Source organism: Streptomyces sp. NPDC028910, from assembly GCF_055564955.1.
In genome coordinates, this window is sequence record NZ_JBVHVF010000005.1 from 282,506 (window position 1) to 300,038 (window position 17,533).

General features: G+C 72.1%; 14 protein-coding genes. 9 read left to right on the plus strand and 5 right to left on the minus strand.

Translation table 11 applies throughout. The annotated features are described in order from the left end of the window. The first annotated feature begins 31 nt into the window (after positions 1–31). Both ACZ4TV_RS10225 and ACZ4TV_RS10230 read left to right on the plus strand, forming a co-directional pair. Positions 32–1,555 carry a hypothetical protein gene (locus tag ACZ4TV_RS10225; protein ID WP_468132716.1) on the plus strand — a complete coding sequence of 508 codons (1,524 nt, stop codon included), beginning with the start codon at positions 32–34 and terminating at the stop codon, positions 1,553–1,555. Positions 1,556–1,676: 121 nt separating this feature from the next. After that, positions 1,677–2,936 (plus strand): Gfo/Idh/MocA family protein, encoded by a 1,260-nt coding sequence (locus tag ACZ4TV_RS10230; RefSeq protein WP_468132718.1) that lies wholly within the window; start codon positions 1,677–1,679, stop codon positions 2,934–2,936. Between the two features lie 18 nt (positions 2,937–2,954). Here the strand turns inward: ACZ4TV_RS10230 and ACZ4TV_RS10235 are convergent, their stop codons facing one another. Genes ACZ4TV_RS10235 through ACZ4TV_RS10245 form a run of 3 tightly spaced genes read right to left on the minus strand, consistent with a single transcriptional unit; the run spans position 2,955 to position 7,170 of the window. Further along, on the minus strand, positions 2,955–4,223 hold the full coding sequence (locus tag ACZ4TV_RS10235; RefSeq protein WP_468132720.1) for an MATE family efflux transporter: 1,269 nt from the start codon (positions 4,221–4,223) through the stop codon (positions 2,955–2,957). Further along, the gene (locus ACZ4TV_RS10240) at positions 4,220–5,968 is read right to left on the minus strand and encodes a lipopolysaccharide biosynthesis protein (RefSeq protein ID WP_468132722.1); all 1,749 of its coding nucleotides are present in this window, start codon (positions 5,966–5,968) and stop codon (positions 4,220–4,222) included. Before ACZ4TV_RS10240 ends, ACZ4TV_RS10235 begins: the two co-directional genes overlap by 4 nt. Next, positions 5,965–7,170 (minus strand): glycosyltransferase family 4 protein, encoded by a 1,206-nt coding sequence (locus ACZ4TV_RS10245; protein WP_468132861.1) that lies wholly within the window; start codon positions 7,168–7,170, stop codon positions 5,965–5,967. The genes ACZ4TV_RS10240 and ACZ4TV_RS10245 overlap by 4 nt, the downstream gene beginning before the upstream one ends. Positions 7,171–7,340: 170 nt before the next feature. Here ACZ4TV_RS10245 and ACZ4TV_RS10250 point away from each other — a divergent pair, with 170 nt between their 5' ends. Continuing rightward, positions 7,341–7,826: an FAD synthase family protein gene (locus ACZ4TV_RS10250; protein ID WP_468132724.1), complete on the plus strand. Its 486-nt coding sequence runs from the start codon at positions 7,341–7,343 to the stop codon at positions 7,824–7,826. On the opposite strand, the gene ACZ4TV_RS10255 is transcribed toward ACZ4TV_RS10250, so the two are convergent. Beyond that, entirely contained in the window at positions 7,807–8,526 is a 720-nt protein-coding gene (locus ACZ4TV_RS10255) for a CDP-alcohol phosphatidyltransferase family protein (protein ID WP_468132726.1), read from the minus strand. The two genes, ACZ4TV_RS10250 and ACZ4TV_RS10255, sit on opposite strands and share 20 nt — an antisense overlap. Positions 8,527–8,638: 112 nt before the next feature. Continuing rightward, a complete protein-coding gene (gene glgX, locus ACZ4TV_RS10260; protein ID WP_468132728.1) occupies positions 8,639–11,020 on the minus strand; it encodes a glycogen debranching protein GlgX in 2,382 nt (793 codons plus the stop codon). Positions 11,021–11,202: 182 nt separating this feature from the next. On the opposite strand from glgX, the gene ACZ4TV_RS10265 reads away from it, so the two are divergent. From ACZ4TV_RS10265 to ACZ4TV_RS10290, 6 genes are all read left to right on the plus strand, one after another. After that, positions 11,203–12,423 carry a L,D-transpeptidase gene (locus tag ACZ4TV_RS10265; RefSeq protein ID WP_468132863.1) on the plus strand — a complete coding sequence of 407 codons (1,221 nt, stop codon included), beginning with the start codon at positions 11,203–11,205 and terminating at the stop codon, positions 12,421–12,423. 125 nt (positions 12,424–12,548) lie between these two features. After that, positions 12,549–13,427, plus strand: a complete 879-nt coding sequence (locus ACZ4TV_RS10270; protein ID WP_468132730.1) for an MSCRAMM family protein — start codon at positions 12,549–12,551, stop codon at positions 13,425–13,427. A gap of 126 nt (positions 13,428–13,553) precedes the next feature. Beyond that, the gene (locus ACZ4TV_RS10275) at positions 13,554–14,264 is read left to right on the plus strand and encodes a L,D-transpeptidase family protein (RefSeq protein WP_468132732.1); all 711 of its coding nucleotides are present in this window, start codon (positions 13,554–13,556) and stop codon (positions 14,262–14,264) included. Positions 14,265–14,387: 123 nt separating this feature from the next. After that, the gene (locus ACZ4TV_RS10280) at positions 14,388–15,629 is read left to right on the plus strand and encodes a L,D-transpeptidase (RefSeq protein WP_468132734.1); all 1,242 of its coding nucleotides are present in this window, start codon (positions 14,388–14,390) and stop codon (positions 15,627–15,629) included. An 87-nt stretch (positions 15,630–15,716) separates the two neighbouring features. Then, positions 15,717–16,484, plus strand: a complete 768-nt coding sequence (locus ACZ4TV_RS10285) for an enoyl-CoA hydratase/isomerase family protein (RefSeq protein WP_468132736.1) — start codon at positions 15,717–15,719, stop codon at positions 16,482–16,484. A gap of 243 nt (positions 16,485–16,727) precedes the next feature. Then, positions 16,728–17,240, plus strand: a complete 513-nt coding sequence (locus tag ACZ4TV_RS10290; RefSeq protein WP_468132738.1) for an ATP-binding protein — start codon at positions 16,728–16,730, stop codon at positions 17,238–17,240. Positions 17,241–17,533 lie beyond the last annotated feature (293 nt).

Genomic DNA, 17,533 nt, shown 5'->3' on the forward strand with positions numbered 1-17,533 from the left:
CGCGAATCACGTACACCGGGTGGGGGCGGCAGTGGCAACGGACATACGCGAGCCCGCCGTCACATCCGCGAAGCCGCCCGTGCCGTCCCCCTTCGAGGACGAGACCATGTGGGGCCGGGTCACCACCCCGCGCACCCTGCTCTCGCGGGCGCTGTCCGTCCCGCTCGCCCTCGGCTTCACCGTCTTCCTGCCGCTCATCGTCGCCGTCCAGTCCGGTGCCGGCCAGCGCGACGCGGCCTTCTGGCTCCAGCTCCTGCTCACCATGTACGCGGGCGCCCGGCTCTCCGCGATGGTGCTCACCAGCCGCCGCAAGCTGCTCCAGGGCTCCTTCTGGCTCTTCGTCTACATGGCCATGGGCGTGGCCCCGCTCGCGCAGGCCGTCCTCGGCCAGGTCCCGACCCCCGTCGTCGGCCCCCGCTCCGACCTGACCGTCGCCATCGGGCTGGTGCTGCTCGGCTGCACCGCCTACGACGTCGGCGTGCTGCTCGCCCGCCACCGGCCGGCCGGCCGCGCGGGCGGCTCGCAGAAGGAGCCGCGCCCCGTCATGGCCCACCGGCGGCGCCTCCAGCTGCTCACGGTCCTCTCCTTCGCGTGCAGCGCGGTCTTCATCATGAAGCTCGGCGGCCCGGCGGTATTCTTCTCCAGCCGCCAGGAGATCATCGCGGGCATCCAGGAGGCGGGCGTCTCCAACGGCGACGGCCAGGCCGGGCAGGCCCTGCTGCGCGGTTTCGGCACCGTACCCGCGCTGCTCGCGCTGCTGCTCCACACGCGCTGGCTGATCACCTCGAAGTTCGCCCGCCGCAAGGTGTCGGTCATCGTCACCTGGGCGGCGCTCGCCCTGCTCAACCTGATCGTCAACAACCCGATCTCGAATCCGCGGTACTGGTTCCTCACGGTCATGTTCGCGATGCTGTTCACGGTCTTCCCGGTGAGCGCGGCGATGTACCGGGTGGCCCTGTCGATGGCCGTGGTCATCGCCCTCCTCGTCTTCCCGTTCGCGGACCGTTTCCGCTACGACGAGAAGAACTACCGGCCGGTCGAGACCACGTCGTTCCTGGAGCCGATGGCCCTCAAGGACTACGACCAGATCGGCATGTTCGCGAACACCATCACCTTCTCGAACTCCGGACCCGGCCATTTCTACGGCCGTCAGCTCGCGGGATCGGTCTTCTTCGCGGTGCCCCGCTCGATGTGGCCCGGCAAGCCGCGGGACACGGGCGTGATGGTCGGCCAGTGGATGGGCACGGTCAACACCAACCTCTCCTCCCCGATCTGGGCGGAACTGTGGCTCGACTTCGGGCCGCTGGGCATGGGCGCCGGGCTGCTCGGCATGGGATACGCCTCCGCCCGCGTGGACCGGCGCTACGCCAAGCGCGCCACCCGCCGTAGCCCACCGGGCAGTCTGATCTCGGTGGTGGTCCCGCTGGTCGCCGGCTACTCCTTCATCCTGCTGCGCGGGCCGCTCCTGCAGGCCTCCGGCCGCGTCGCGATCGCGGCTCTGTGCCTGGCGCTGGTCGCGACCTACCGTACGGACAAGTCCACCGGCCTGCGCTGACTGACCGACCGACCGGCCGCGGAGCCTGCGCGTTCCCTTGCCGGAGCGGCCCCGGCATCGCTACTTTCTCGGCAGCAAGCGCACTGCCGCGCGTCGGCTGCCGGTTCGGGAAGCGGGTCAGATGCCCTCCGTCGTCACTCTCGCCGTGGTCGGCGCCGGAGAGCGGGGCACCGGTCACGCGAGGTGGGCGCTGGCCCATCCGGATCGCGCCGAGGTCGTCGCGGTGGCCGAGCCGCGCAGGATCCGGCGGGACCGCTTCGCGGCCGGCCACGCCCTGGGCGCCGGGGCGGCGGTGGCCGACTGGCGGGAGCTGGCCGCCCGCGGCCGGATCGCCGACGCGGTACTGATCTGCACGCTGGACCGTGACCACCTGGAGCCCGCCCTGGCGTTCGCCGCGCTCGGCTACCACATCATGCTGGAAAAGCCGATGGCGCTGACCGAGGACGAGTGCCGGCGGATCGTGGCGGCGGTGGAGGAGGCCCGGGTGACCTTCGCCGTGGGTCACGTCCTGCGCTACACGCCCTACACCCAGGCCCTCAAGCGCGTCCTCGAATCCGGCAGGCTCGGGGAGATCGTCAGTGTCCAGCACCTGGAACCGGTCGGGTTCTGGCACCAGGCCCACTCCTTCGTACGGGGCAACTGGCGGCGCGAGGACGAGGCGACCTCCATGCTGATGGCCAAGTCCTGCCACGACCTGGACTGGCTGCAGTACGTGCTCGGGCAGCCGCCCGTACGCGTCTCCAGCTTCGGGCGCCTCTCGCACTTCCGGCCCGAGAACAAGCCGCCCGGCGCCGCCGACCGCTGCCTGGACTGCGCTGTGGAAACCACCTGCCCCTATTCGGCCAAGCGGGACTACGGCGACCGGCTCGCCCGCGGCAGGCACGGCTGGCCGCTCAGCGTGGTGGTCGACGAGTTCACCCCGCCCGCCCTGGAGAGCGCTCTGCGCGAGGGCCCGTACGGGCGGTGCGTGTACGCCTGCGACAACGACGTGGTCGACCACCAGGTGGTGGCCATGGAGTTCGCCTCCGGAGCGACCGCCACGTTCACCATGACCGCCTTCACCGAACAGGCGGACCGCCAGACCCGCGTGTTCGGAACCCGGGCCGAGCTGCGGGGAGACGGCAGGCGGCTGCGGGTCTACGACTTCCTCACGCGCACCGAAGAGCTGATCGGCCTCGACACCGAGGGGGCGATGGACGCCGCCGGCGGCCACGGAGGCGGCGACGCCGGGCTGATGGACGCCTTCGTCGCCGCCGTCGCCACCGGGAACCCGGGCCTGATCAAGTCCGGTCCGCGGGAGTCCCTCGTCAGCCACCTGACCGTGCTGGCCGCGGAACGGGCCCGGCTGGCCCACACCGTCGAGACCATCCGGCCGGCCTGAGGCCTGAGCCCTGAGGCCTCAGGCCTGGGCCGCGGGGGCTTCGGCCCGCTGAGGGTCGTCGGCCTGCGGAGCGGGGGCCTTCAGGCGGGCCACCCGCCACCACGCGGCCGCTGCCTTGAGGGCCGAGCCGGCCGCCAGGCCCCACGCGGCGCCCGCCACGCCCCACAGGGCGTAGCCGCCCAGCAGCAGCCCCACGGACAGCAGGGAGAAGACCACCTGCAAGGACAGCGTGGCCTTCGGGGCCAGCACGCGCAGGGTCAGCAGCGCGCAGGTCCCGAGCCCCATCACGGCGTACTGCGCACCCGTCGCCGGCAGCAGCGCGCCCGCCGCCGCCCAGGTGTCGCCCAGGAGTTCCCGGCCCAGCCGGTCCGGCAGCAGGTACAGGGCCGTGGCCCAGCCCGCGCCGACCGCGGCCAGCACCAGGCCCAGCGCCGCCGTGACCCGGACGGTGGCCCGCTTGCCGCCGAGCCGCCCCAGTACCGGCGGCCCGAACGCGTTGGCGGAGTTGAACAGCACGTTCAGCGGCCCGAAGAGGGTGGTCGCACCCCGCAGCGCGCCGACGGCCAGAGGTGTCGCGAAGACGCCGAGGCCCAGCACGGCGAGCTGGCTGGAGCCGTTGCCCACCGCGAACTCGACCGCGAACCGCCGACCCAGGTGCCCCCGCCGCAGATACGGCCGCAGATCCGCGCGGCAACCGCGTACGTACGGCCACAGCAGCCACAGCCCCAGCGCCAGCGCGGGCAGCGCGGACAGCCCCCACACCAGCACCAGCCGCCCCGCCGAAGCCCCTTCGGGCTGCAGGGCCAGCGCCGCGACCGCGCACACCAGCCGCAGCGCGTCGGCGGCCAGCGCCCGCTCGGGGGCGCGCAGCGCGGAGAAGCAGTACCGCAGGCCGTCCTGGAGGAGCACCAACGGCAGTACGAGCCCCAGCGCGAGGAAGGCCCGCCCCGTGGCCCCGGGGAGCGCGAGGCCCGCCAGTACGAGCACCGCGCCCACGGCGGCCGACGCGGCCGCGGTGAAGCCCGCGGCCGAGCGGCACACCGCGCCGAGCCTCCCCCCGACTTCGCCCGCGGGACCGTCCAGGCCCTTCTCCAGGACCACGCTCTGGCCGACGTAGGCCATGTTCAGCCCGAGGAGCACGCTGAACGTCACGTACACCATCGAGAAGTCGGCGAACCCGGACGCCGAGGACAGCCGGGCGGCGAGCACCAGCACCAGGATGTTCGTGGCGCTGGACGCGGCCTGGTCCAGGACCGACGCGACGGCGGCGAGGCCGCGTCGGCTCATCTGCGGCCCGTGCGGACGGTGCGCAGGGCGACGGTGTCGGTGCCGTCACCGGGGATGTGCTGCTCGGGCTCGGCCACTTCGTAGGGGATCGGCTGGGGCTGCGGCGGGGAGCCGCCGGAGGCCGCGGCCGGGCCGGTGGCGGCCGCGCCGTCCTTGCCCTTGCCGCGGCCGCGCTTCTCGCCGGGCAGCGGCGCGTGCAGCACCGCGCCGAGCACCGTGCCGCCGGCGCCGCTGATCAGCTCGCGGATCCGGGACAGATCGGTGCGGTGGACGGCGCGCGGGTCGCAGACGACGAGGACGCCGTCGACGCGGTCGACGAGGGCAAGGGCGTCGGCGTACGAGAGCACGGGCGGCGCGAGCACGACGACGGTGGAGTTGGGGGAGTCGGCCTCGGAGATCAGCCGGGTGGCGCGGGCCGAGGTCAGCGCGCGCGGCACGTTGCGCGCCCGGTCGCCCGGGATCAGGTCGAAGGAGCCGGACTCCCCGGCGTCCACGACGAGCTGGCGCCCGTCGGGCCACTCGGAGTCCGCGTGCCGCCCGGCGGCGGTCGCACTGCCCGGGGTCTGGCTCCAGCGGGGCCGGCCGCCGGCGTCCGTCGGCAACTGGCTGGCCAGCACCGGGGTGCGCAGGTCGGCCTCGATGAGCAGCACGTCCTTGCCGGTCTCCGCGAAGGAGGCGGCGAGGTTCACGGCCACCGCGGCGGCGGTCTCGCTGCTGCCGCGCGGGGCGACGACGAGCAGTCGGCGCCGGTCGGCGAAGCGGGAGTCGTAGGCGAGCCGGAAGGCCACCGAGCGGTACTCCTCGGCGAGCCGCGGATCGGCCTCGCCGGCGGCGAGCAGGGGCCCGCCGCCCGTCCGGTCCCGCGGCAGGTAGCCCAGTACGGGCGCGCGCAGGGCACGTGCCACATCGCCCTCGGAGCGCGGCGCCGGGTCGAAGACCAGCCGGACCCAGGCGGCCAGCAGGCCGAGGGCGAGGCCCACGGCCGCGCCGAGCGCGAGCGACATGATGAGCCCGGGCCCGTCGGCGTCGGTGGGCGCGGTCGCGGCGCTGGTGACCCGGCCCGGGGTCATGTCGAGCGCTTCCAGCTTGGTGATCTTGCCGTTGTAGCCGCCGACCTCGCTCTGCAGGTCGGTCTTGGCGGAGGTGGCCGCGTCGCGCCCGGCGCCGGCCGGCATCCGGGCGATCTCCTTGGAGAGCTCGTCGAGTTGCTTGGCGACCGGATCGCGCTGGTCCTTGTAGCCCTTGACCATCTTGTCGCGGGTGGCGTCGAGGGCCTCCTGCCGCTTGAGCAGGTACGCCTCGGTCATCGCGTTGGCGCGCTTGGCGGCCTCCTTGGGGGAGGACGCCGTGTAGGTGAAGCGCAGCACCATGGTCTGCGGCGGGTTGGTCACCTGCAGACCGCTGCGCAGGGCCGCGAAGCCGGACGCGGACACCCCGAGCTTCTTCGCCGCCTCGTTGGCTATGGAGGAGCTGAGCGCGACCTGGCGCTCCGAGCCGATGTTGATCGCCTTGTCGGGGGCGAGGCTCGGGTTGAACGGGTCGTCGGTGGGCGCGCGCAGCACGACGTCGGCGGTCGCGACGTAGGTGTCGGCCGTGGAGATGCCGAGGTAGACGCCGCCCAGCAGACCGATCCCGATGCCCGCGCCGATGAGCCTGCGGTAGCGCAGGAGCTGGCGGAACTGGTCTCTGAGGAGATCGGGTTCGTCGTCGGCCGGTGCCGCTGCAGGGCGGTTCGTCTCGATCACGGCCGGGGCCCCCCAAGTGCTTCGTCTATCAGTGCGTCGATGCGGGCCAGGCCCGCATCGCGGCTCAGATGGGCCGCCACGTGGCGGGGTCCGGCCGCTCCCAGTGCGTCCGCGCCTTCCGGGTCCTCGGCCAGGGCCCGTACGGCCTTCAGCAGGGCCTCGGGGTCCTCCGGCGGTACGAGCACCCCCGCGCCCGAGCGTTCCACCTCCTGGGCGGTTCCCCCCTCCGCCGCCACGGAGGCGACGACGGGCCGGCCGGTCTGGAAGTAGGAGGTGAGTTTCGACGGCACGCTCATGTCCAGGACGGCGGCGTGCTGCGTCACCGCGAGCACGTCCGCCGCGGCGAGGATATCCGGGAACTCGCCGTCAGCGGCAGGGGGGATGATGTCCAGGTTCGGTACGTCGGCCGCGAGGTCGGCGAGCGCCGCGCGCTGGCTGCCGTCACCCATCAGGACGAAGCGGACGCGCGGGTCCAGCCGGGCGGCGCCGACGAGGACTTCGAGGCCCTGCTTGAGGCCCATGTTCCCGGAGTGCAGGACGACGGTCTCGCCGGGGGCCCAGCCGAGGTGGCGGCGGGTCTCGCCGCGCGGCTTGGTGGGCACCGCCACATGGGACCAGTTGGGCACCAGGCGGATCCTGCCCGGGTCCACGCCCATGCCGACGACCCGGTCCACGAAGGTCTCGTGGATGACACCGACGAGGGTGGCCCGCTTGAGGGCGTACGCCTCGGCGCGGCCGGCGATCGCGGCCGCCTTGTCGCCGCCGCTGATCCCGCTCTGCGCGGCGGCCGCGCCCATCAGGTCCTGGACGACCGGGACGTACGGGACCTTCCACCGCGCCGCGAGCCGGGCGGCGAGCACCCCGCCGGCCAGGCTGGGCATCTGGGCGAGCACCGCGTCCGGCCTGGGCATCCGGGGCGGGGCCACGGCGCCGTGCAGCAGAATCGATCCTTCGAACAGGGCCCGCTTCACGGCGGTCTGGCGCGGCGGCACGGTGTGCGCACGCCGGTGCACGGTGACTCCCGCGCGCTGCTCCGTGCGCCGTAGCGCCCCCTTGTACTCCGGCTCCAGCGACCACGCGGGGTAGTGCGGCATGCCCGCCAGCACGTGCGTCTCGTGGCCGAGATCCGCCCAGTGCTCCGCGATCTGGGTGGCGTACGGGCCGATCCCCGCGTGCTCCGGAGCGTAATTGGTGGAAACCAGCAGCAGGCGCCGGTGGCCGGATCTGGACACTGAGCGTCCCCTTCTCCCCTGGATGATGCGCACGTCACCCTATTCGTTCACCCGCCTGGCGCGGAACGTGCACGCTATTGTCTGCTAATCCGCTGCACCGGGGGGTGTGGCTGCTGGGGGTAAAGATGACGGAGCGGGACATGTCCGACTTTGGCGCGCCATCGCGCAGACCGTATCGGGTCGGCTACGCACCGGGCGCCTACGATCTGTTCCACATCGGGCATCTCAACATCCTCCGGCACGCCCGGAGTCAGTGCGACTACCTGGTCGCCGGAGTGGTCTCCGACGAAATGGCCGAACTCGCCAAGGGGCGCCGTCCGATGATCCCGCTCGTCGAGCGACTGGAGATCGTCCGCAGCGTGAAGTACGTCGACGCCGCCTTCGTCGAGACCGTCCCGGACAAGGTGGAGACCTGGAAGCAGGTCCGCTTCGACGTCATCTTCAAGGGCGACGACTGGCGGGGCACCCCCAAGGGCGACCGGCTGGAGAAGGACTTCGCCACCCACGGCGTCGACGTCGTCTACTTCCCCTACACCGTGCACACGTCCAGCACCCAGCTGCGCCGGGCGCTGGACGCGCTCGCGGAACCCGCGATCCCCGGTCAGGTCACCGGGGAACGGCGCTGAGCTCCCGGAACCACTTCGCCAGGAACGCCAGCAGGAACAGCCCGGCGACCACGCCCAGCCCCGCGTACGCGCGGGCGAACAGCTCCCCGCCGCCGAGCAGCAGGAACACCACGCAGAAGACCCCGTAGTCCACGGGCAGCAAGGCCACCGCACGCACGGTCGACGGCGCGGCGGCGCTTCCCGGGGCCGCCCTGGGCTTGAGCTTCTCGGTCAGCAGCCCGCCGAAGAAGGTGACGACCGCGGCGAACTGGAAGCCCAGCGGCACCAGCAGCCAGCCGTCCCCGCCGGTCCCGTACGCCTCGGGGAAGCGGTAGAAGGCGATCAGCACGCAGGTGTGCAGCGCGGTGAGCTTGGCGCAGTCCACGACGTGGTCGAGCCACTCGCCCGCGGCGCTGCCACCCCCGCGCAGCCGGGCCAGCTGCCCGTCGGCGGAGTCGAAGGCGAAACCGACGGCGAGCGCGGCCCACACCGCGATGCCCAGCCCCCACGAGGGCGCGCTCAGCGCGACCGCCGCCGCGGCCGCGAAGCTGAAGGCGGCGCTGATCAGCGTCACCTGGTTCGGGGTGAGCCCGAGCGCGTGCGAAACGGCGGCCAGGTACCGCCCGGCGGGCCGGTTGACGAACCGCGAGTAGAGCGACACTCCCTTCGCCGGCTTCTGCGCCCCGCGCAGCTCCCGCAGCGCGGTGGTGACTCTGCCCATGCACGGACCCCCTCAGTGACGATGTCGAACACATCATCGCAGGGCGCGCGAGGGCGTCCGTTGCGGACGCCGGCGTACGTCCGGAAGCAGCCGTACGCCGCCCGCGCCCGCCTCAGGCGGACGCCCCCGGCGGTGGCGGCTCGCTGACCCGGAACAGGAGGACCGAGCGGGCCGGAACCGTCAGACTCTCCCCGCCGCGGTGACGGGTGCCCGGGGCGGTGGACTGGGCCTCCAGGGAGGTGTCCAGGACGAGCTCGTACGCCTCCGCCCACGGCGCCCCCGGCAGCACCCACGCCATCGGCCGGTCCCCGGTGTGCAGGAGGGCCAGGAAGCTGTCGTCCGTCACCTGGCGGCCCCGCTCGTCCCGGCCGGGGATGTCCCGGCCCGACAGGTACATCCCGAGCGCGGCGGCCGGGGCGTACCAGTCCCGCTCCGTCATCTCCACGCCCGCCGGCGTGAACCAGGCCAGGTCCCGCAGCCCGTCCACCCCCTGCGGTCGCCCCGAGAAGAACGCCCGCCGCCGCAACACCGGATGGGCGTGCCGCAGCGAGATCAGCCGGGAGGTCAGGGCGAGGAGCGACTGCCAGGCCGGGTCCGACAGGAGCGACCAGTCCACCCACCCCGTCTCGTTGTCCTGGCAGTACGCGTTGTTGTTGCCGCCCTGCGTACGCCCGAACTCGTCGCCCGCCACCAGCATCGGCACCCCCGTCGACAGCAGCAGGGTGGTCAGCAGGTTGCGCAGCTGACGGCGGCGCAGCGCCCCGATCCGCGCGTCGTCCGTCTCGCCCTCGGCCCCGCAGTTCCACGAGCGGTTGTCGTTGGTCCCGTCCCGGTTCGCCTCCCCGTTCGCCTCGTTGTGCTTGCGCTCGTAGGACACCATGTCCCGCAGGGTGAAACCGTCGTGCGCCGTCACGAAGTTCACCGAGGCGTACGGGCGCCGCCCGCCCCACGCGTACAGGTCGCTCGACCCCGACAGCCGGTAGCCCAGATCCCGTACGTCGGGCAGCGCACCCCGCCAGAAGTCCCGTACGGCATCGCGGTAGCGGTCGTTCCACTCCGTCCACAGCGGCGGGAACGCCCCCACCTGGTAGCCGCCCGAGCCCACGTCCCACGGCTCGGCGATCAGCTTGACCCGCCGCAGCACCGGGTCCTGCGCGATGACCGCCAGGAACGGCGACAGCATGTCCACGTCGTGCATCGAGCGGGCCAGCGCCGCCGCCAGGTCGAAGCGGAAGCCGTCCACCCCCATCTCCGTGACCCAGTAGCGCAGCGAGTCCGTGATGAGGCGCAGCACGTGCGGGCGCCCCGCGTGCAGGGTGTTCCCGCAGCCCGTGTAGTCGGCGTACCGGCGCTGGTCGGACTGGAGCCGGTAGTAGCCCCGGTTGTCGATCCCGCGCAGCGACAGCGTGGGTCCCAGCTCGCCCGCCTCCGCCGTGTGGTTGTAGACCACGTCGAGGATGACCTCGATCCCGGCCGCGTGGAGCGCGCGGACCATCCGCTTGAACTCCCCGACCTGCTGGCCGGCCGTACCGCTCGACGAGTACCCGGCGTGCGGGGCGAAGTAGCCGATCGAGTTGTAGCCCCAGTAGTTGCGCAGGCCGCGGCGCAGCAGGTGGTCCTCGTGCGCGAACTGGTGTACCGGCAGCAGCTCGACCGCCGTCACGCCCAGCTTCGTCAGGTGCTCGATCGCGGCCGGATGGGCGAGGCCCGCGTAGGTGCCGCGCAGTTCCTCGGGAATACCCGGATGGCGCATCGTGAAGCCGCGCACGTGCAGCTCGTAGATCACCGAATCGGCCCACGGGGTCTTCGGCCGGACGTCGTCCGCCCAGTCGTCGTCATCGTGGACGACCACGCCCTTCGGGACGAACGGCGCGGAGTCCCGGTCGTCGCGCACGGTGTCCGCGATGTACTGCTGCGGCCAGTCCCGGACGTGCCCGTACACCTCCGGCGGCAGCGTGAAGTCTCCGTCGACGGCCCGCGCGTACGGGTCCAGGAGCAGCTTCGCCGGGTTGTACCGGGCGCCCGTCCAGGGGTCCCAGCGGCCGTGCACCCGCAATCCGTACCGCTGCCCGGGGCGCACGCCCGGCACGAAGCCGTGCCAGATCTCGTGCGTGAGCTCCGTCAGGGCGCAGCGGACCTCGCTGCTCTCGGAGCCGTCCCCGTCGAACAGGCACACCTCCACCGCCTCCGCGCCCTGTGCCCACACCGCGAAGTTGGTGCCCGCGGTCCCGTCCGGACCGTGGTGGAATCGGGCCCCCAGGGGATGCGCGGACCCCGGCCACACCGGTGGCGCCGCCGGGCGCGCGTGTGCTCGTATCACCTGCCCCTTGACCTGGCCGTTCGTCTGGCCGTTCGTCTGGCCGTGGGGTCGGCCGTTCGGGTGACCCCCCGGTTCACCGTCGACCTGCGGTACGGGCGCGGCCTGGCCGCTCCGCACCGCTTCGACGGCGTTGCTGACGGCTTCCACCGCCTCTTGCTCGGCTGCGCTCGACACTGCCCGCCTCCACGGCTCCTCGGTACCGGCGGGGGTAGCGGAAAGTGCGGCCCCGGCGTCCCGGCCTGGGCCCGCCCCCGTATGGTCCTTCACACTGTTCTGCCCGGACTGTTCTGCCCGGAACGTGCCCCGCGCTCACGTTTCCCCCGGAGGGGCCGGTCGTTGGAAGGATCGTGACACTTCTGACGAGGCGGGCAGGGGCGGGCTTGGCCGCCGTGGCGGCATGGGCGGGCCTCCTGGGCGGTCTGGCCGGATGCACCGAGGACGGCAGGTCCCCGGTCGAGATCCAGCTGCCCGGCAAACCCCGCTCGCCGGACGAGGCCATCCGCATCACCCCCGACGACAACGCCAAGGGGGTTGCGGCCGACGGCCGGCTGTCGGTCACCGTGCCCGAGGGCCGGCTGGAGCGGGTCGTGGTCACCAAGGTGGAGGACGCCCAGCGGGAAGAGGTCCCCGGCACCATCGCCGCCGACGGGCTCAGCTGGAGCCCCGACCCGGAATCCGGCCGGCTCGCCCTCGCGGCCAAGTACACCGTGGACGCCGTCGCCCTCGACGGACACAACCGCCGCCAGGCCCGGCACACGACCTTCACCACCTACGTTCCCGAGGAGCGGTTCATCGGCTACTTCAAGCCCGAGAACCGCTCCACCGTCGGCACCGGCATGATCGTCTCCTTCAAGTTCAACCGCGCCATCGAGCGCCGCGCGGAAGTGGAACGGGCCATCACCGTCACCTCCGACCCCGCCGTGCAGGTCATCGGCCACTGGTTCGGCAAGGAGCGGCTCGACTTCCGGCCCAAGGAGTACTGGAAGGCCGGCACCCGGGTCACCGTCAAGATGAAACTGCGCGACGTCGAGGGCGCGCCCGGTTCGTACGGCATCCAGGCCAAGACCATCACCTTCACCGTCGGCCGCTCCCAGATCTCCAGGGTGGACGCGGCCGCGCACACCATGGAGGTCCGCCGGGACGGGGAGCTGCTGTCGACCGTGCCGATCAGCGCCGGAGCGCCCAAGACCACCACGTACAACGGGAAGATGGTGGTGATGGAGATGTTCGACGTCACCCGGATGAACGGCCAGACCGTCGGATTCGGCGGCGAGTACGACATCCCCGACGTCCCGCACGCCATGCGGCTCACCTCCTCCGGGACCTTCCTGCACGGGAACTACTGGCTCAGCCCCGACACCTTCGGCAGCAGCAACATGAGCCACGGCTGCGTGGGCCTGCGCGACGACAAGGGCGGTGGCTCGGACACCCCGGCCGGCTGGTTCTTCGACCGGACACTGATCGGGGACGTGGTGGAGGTCGTGAACTCGCAGGACAAGACGGTCGCCCCCGACAACGGGCTGGGCGGCTGGAACATGTCCTGGGCGGACTGGGTCGCCGGCTCCGCCATCGCCTGAGCGGCACGGAAGGGTGATTCGTGTGACCGGAATGCCGTAGCGGCCGAGTGTCCTCCCGCATGTGCGTACGAGTCTCCCCGCAGCCTGTCAGGGGCAGAGCAGCCCCAGGCGACGGACGGAGCGGCATGGCAGCCAGGACAGCAAGGGCGTGGCCACTCGGCCTCGCCGCCGCGGCGGTGCTCGTCGCGGCGGCGCCGGCCCATTCCGCGGGCACGGACGGGCCGGTTCCGCCCGCCCCGGCTCCCCCCGCCCCGACGGCCGTACGGCCCGCAGCGCCGCTACCGGCTGCGGCCGGCAGCGCCACGGTGGTGCTGCGGAACACGGACCTCGACACCGGAGCACCCCTGCCCGGCGCGCGGTTCGAGCTGTGGCGGGAGCTCAACGACCGGCCCGGGCTCCAGACCACGGGGCCGGGCCCGGACGAGAAGCACGAAGCCGCCTGCGTGACCGACGCCCAGGGCACCTGCACGGTGGAGCTGGCGACCGGGGAGTCGTACTACTGGCTGGAGGCCGACGTCGCCGCCGGCTACGAGCGGCCCGAGGAACCGGTCACCGCCTTCTATCTCGCCGCGGACCGGGGCACGGAGGCTCTGGTCGTCAACGTCCCCAACCGCAGGACGGACGCGGCGTACAGCGGGCGGATCCGGGTCCTGAAGAAGGACGAGAAGACCGAGTGGCCGCTGCACGGCGCGGTGTTCGAGGTCTGGAAGGAGACCAACAGCACCGCGGGCCTCCAGACCCGTGGCATCAACGCCGACCAGCGGGTCAGGCCCGGCTGCGCCACCGACGACGACGGCATCTGCGACTTCGACCGGCTCGCCGACGGCTGGTACTACCTCGTCGAGACGGACGTCCCCGAGGGCTACGTGCTGCCGGAAGACCCGGTGACCGGTCCGCGGTGGCTGGACGGCGAGACCCCGGACCGGCGGCTCGTGATCACCCGCTACAACGAGCGCGACGACTACAGCGCCCCCCGCCAGGACGAGTACCGCCGCAAGGGTTGAGCCGCGCCCGCGGTGCGCCGGGGGAGTGACCTCCTCACCCCGCCGGCGCATCCCCGCGGGCCCCACCCGCGCCCGGCGGGTTAGCTGGGCCGTGACGGTCCGGCCGGCGGGCCGGAGGAGGCCCGGATGGCTACACATCAGGTGACAGGTTCCCTGGCCAGGGCGGCCGTTCTCGGCGGCGCCCTGCTCGTACTCGCGGGTCTGAACCCGTCCCCGGCGGTGGCGGCCCCGGAGTCGGAGCGCGCTTGTACGGCGGGCACCGGCCCCTACCAGCGGGAGCTGGAGGAGCACCTGGGCCGTCCGGTCGACGGGGTGCAGTCCCCGGCGGACTGCTACGCGGTCCGCACCTTCCAGCGGACGAACGGCGTCACCCCCGCGAACGGCTACCCGGGCGTGGCCACTTACCGCACGATGCTCGTCGTGACCGCCCGTCCGGACCCCAACGCCGCCGGCGACTGCCCCGTACGCACGTACCGCGTGACGTGCGTGGACATGGACCGGCAGCTGCTGTGGGTGCAGCAGGGCAGCAGGATCGTCTTCCCGGTCGTGCCCATCCGCACCGGCCGCGACACCCAGGAGACCCGCACCGGCTGGCACGAGGTGTACTGGCGCAGCAAGCACCACACCTCCACGCTGTACGCCAACTCGCCCATGCCGTACGCCCAGTTCTTCGACGGGGGACAGGCCCTGCACGGCCGCCCCGGCTACCTCTACGCCCACGGCGGTTCCGCCGGCTGCGTCAACCTCACCGAAGCCGACGCGGCACGCCTCTGGGACCTGCTGACCGAGGGCGACGACGTCTACGTCTGGGGCGCCAAACCCGGCACCGAGGACTGACCCGCGACACCGCCCCGGGCCGCTCCCGCAGTTGGGACGGAACGGTGACAAGACCGTGGCTCTTCGTGATCCCCCCGTGTGGTTGCATGTCGACATGCGCGCGACTGTCCGCGCGCGGGGGACATGGGGAGAACACGAGTGAACCTGCAGCCGATACGCGGCCGCGCCCGCACCGGCCTGCCGGCCCTCCTGCTGGGGGCGGCCCTGCTGTTCACCACCGCCTGCAGCGGCGGTGGCGGCGGTGACAGCAGCGGCAGCGGCGGCGACAACGGCGGTGGTGGCGGCAAGGCCGGTACCGAGGCCTCCCAGGCCGTCGTCAGCGTCAAGCCCGACGACGGGGCCAAGGAGGTCGCCACCAGCGGCGTCCTGAAGATATCGAGCACGGGCGGCAAGCTCACCACGGTGACCGTCGCCGACACCAAGGGCAACGCGGTCGAGGGCAAGATCGCCGACGACGGCGCCAGCTGGGAGCCGGTCCGTCACCTGGCCTCGGCCACCGAGTACAAGGTGCACGCGGTCGCCAAGGACGAGGCCGGCCGGGAGTCCGCCAAGGACACCACCTTCACCACCTTGACCCCGACGAACACCTTCATCGGCCACTACACGCCGGAGGACGGTTCGACCGTCGGCGTGGGCATGCCGGTCTCGATCAACTTCACCCGCGGGATCACCAACCCCGAAGCCGTCGAGAAGGCCATCACGGTGACGGCCGAGCCGTCCGTGCCGATCGAGGGCCACTGGTTCGGCAACGACCGCCTCGACTTCCGCCCCGAGAACTACTGGGCCGCGGGCACCAAGGTCACCGTGAAGCTCGCCCTCGACGGAGTCGAAGGCCGCCCGGGGGTCTACGGCAAGCAGACCCGTACGGTCACCTTCACCATCGGCCGCTCCCAGATCTCCACGGTCGACGCGAGCGAGAAGCAGATGCAGGTCGTCCGCGACGGCCAGGTGCTCAAGACCATCCCGATCACGGCGGGCGCCCCGGCGACCACCACGTACAACGGGCAGATGGTCATCAGCGAGAAGTACAAGGTGACCCGGATGAACGGCGCGACCGTCGGCTTCGGCGGCGAGTACGACATCGCCGACGTCCCGCACGCCATGCGCCTGTCGAACTCGGGCACCTTCGTCCACGGCAACTACTGGGCCTCCTCGGGGACCTTCGGCTCCGCGAACGTCAGCCACGGCTGCGTGGGCCTGCGCGACCAGCGCGGCGGCGGTGACCCCAACGCCCCGGCGGCCTGGTTCTTCAACGAGTCGCTGATCGGCGACGTGGTCATCGTGAAGAACTCGAAGGACAAGCAGATCGCCCCGGACAACGGCCTCAACGGCTGGAACATGCCGTGGGCGGAGTGGATCAAGTAACCACCTCTTCCCGGTGGTCCTGGTGGCCCGGTGCTGTGACCCACAGCACCGGGCCACCTTCGGTTAACCGGCGCTAACCTGGCCCGTATGACCCTCTCTCTCGAAGTCTCCGAAGGCGTCGGCACCATCCGCCTGGACCGGCCGCCCATGAACGCCCTGGACATCGCCACCCAGGACCGGCTGCGCGAGCTCGCGGTGGAGGCGACCGACCGGGCCGATGTCCGCGCGGTCATCCTCTACGGCGGCGAGAAGGTGTTCGCGGCGGGCGCGGACATCAAGGAGATGCAGACGATGGACCACGCGGCGATGGTCGCCCGGTCCCGCGCGCTGCAGGACGCCTTCACCGCCGTCGCCCGCATCCCCAAGCCCGTCGTCGCGGCCATCACCGGCTATGCGCTGGGCGGCGGTTGCGAGCTCGCGCTGTGCGCCGACTACCGGATCGCCGCCGACAACGCGAAGCTCGGCCAGCCCGAGATCCTGCTCGGCCTGATCCCCGGCGCGGGCGGCACCCAGCGGCTGTCCCGGTTGGTCGGCCCGTCCAGGGCCAAGGACCTGATCTTCACCGGGCGCATGGTCAAGGCCGACGAGGCGCTCACCCTGGGCATGGTCGACCGGGTCGTGCCCGCCGCCGAGGTGTACGAGCAGGCGCACGCCTGGGCCGCCAAGCTGGCGCAGGGGCCGGCGATCGCGCTGCGCGCCGCCAAGGAGTGCGTGGACGCGGGCCTGGAGGCCGACATCGACACCGGGCTCACCATCGAACGCAACTGGTTCGCGGGCCTGTTCGCCACCGAGGACCGCGAGCGCGGCATGCGCAGCTTCGTCGAAGAGGGCCCGGGCAAGGCGAAGTTCGTGTGAGGTCCGGCCCGCCGGTCCTCCCTGGGGGTGGATTAGCCGGGCCTTAAGGCGGCCTTAAGCAGAAACGGTGATCCACTGTGAGTGATCACTTCCGTCCGGAGGGTCACCGCAGGTCAACGCGGCCGCTGTGGCCCCTGGTTGCCTCCCGCATATGACAGGACACCCTCCCGGGTTCGTTGAATCCGGGGGGTGTTTTCCTGTGGAACGGCCCGGAGGGGCGGGTCGGCCGTCCATGATGGGTGCATGGCGGGCCTGGAGGGTGTGGAACAGCCGCGGCAGCGCGGCAGCGCTTCGGCGGTACGGCTCACGGCGGCTCTTGAGGACGAACAGGGCCTCAAGGCGCTGGAGTTGCACGGGAATCCGGCCGAGGCGGAAGTGACGTTGCCGTCCATGCCGGAATCGGCGAGTACGGCGCGCCGGCTCACCCAGTGCGTGGTGGTCCGCCTCTGGGGCCTCTCGCCGCAGATCGCCGAGCACGCCGTCCTGCTCGTCTCCGAGCTCGTCGGCAACGCGGTCCGGCACACCGGGGCCCGCTCCTTCGGCTTACGCCTGCTGCGGCGCCGCGGCTGGATCCGGGTGGAGGTGCGCGACCCCTCGCGCGGGCTGCCCTGCCTGATGCCGGTGCATGAGCTGGACACCACGGGCCGGGGCCTCTTCCTCGTCGACAAACTGTCCGACCGCTGGGGCGCCGATCTGCTGCCGCGCGGGAAGATCACCTGGTTCGAGATGCGGGTCGCCGACCGCCAGAACGCCTGAAGCCCCCGTGCGCCGTGTGGGGCGGTGTGGGGGCTTCATGGGTGCGCCGAGGATCGAAGGGGGTGTGATCCTCGGCGTGGCGACTTCGCTCGGGTCAATGGGAAGTCGTGGTTCCGACTATGGCAGACGAGGGTTCAAACGCCAAAAGTCCCTACTTGGACATAAGTGTGCAAAGCATAAGACTTTCCAGCTAAATCCTAGGTGAGTTGGGCCACTCGCCTCGCAATCTATGAATAACTATCGAGTGCGCTGAGTAAATCGTTGATCACGTAGCGGTCGGACCACCCTGTTGG

Bases quoted from the DNA above. Each gene is read 5' to 3' on its own strand.
- ACZ4TV_RS10230 (WP_468132718.1), top strand. From the start codon at position 1,677: ATGCCCTCCGTCGTCACTCTCGCCGTGGTCGGCGCCGGAGAGCGGGGC.
- ACZ4TV_RS10235 (WP_468132720.1), bottom strand. From the start codon at position 4,223: ATGAGCCGACGCGGCCTCGCCGCCGTCGCGTCGGTCCTGGACCAGGCC.
- ACZ4TV_RS10250 (WP_468132724.1), top strand. From the start codon at position 7,341: ATGTCCGACTTTGGCGCGCCATCGCGCAGACCGTATCGGGTCGGCTAC.
- ACZ4TV_RS10255 (WP_468132726.1), bottom strand. From the start codon at position 8,526: ATGGGCAGAGTCACCACCGCGCTGCGGGAGCTGCGCGGGGCGCAGAAG.
- ACZ4TV_RS10270 (WP_468132730.1), top strand. From the start codon at position 12,549: ATGGCAGCCAGGACAGCAAGGGCGTGGCCACTCGGCCTCGCCGCCGCG.
- ACZ4TV_RS10275 (WP_468132732.1), top strand. From the start codon at position 13,554: ATGGCTACACATCAGGTGACAGGTTCCCTGGCCAGGGCGGCCGTTCTC.
- ACZ4TV_RS10280 (WP_468132734.1), top strand. From the start codon at position 14,388: ATGGGGAGAACACGAGTGAACCTGCAGCCGATACGCGGCCGCGCCCGC.
- ACZ4TV_RS10285 (WP_468132736.1), top strand. From the start codon at position 15,717: ATGACCCTCTCTCTCGAAGTCTCCGAAGGCGTCGGCACCATCCGCCTG.
- ACZ4TV_RS10290 (WP_468132738.1), top strand. From the start codon at position 16,728: ATGGCGGGCCTGGAGGGTGTGGAACAGCCGCGGCAGCGCGGCAGCGCT.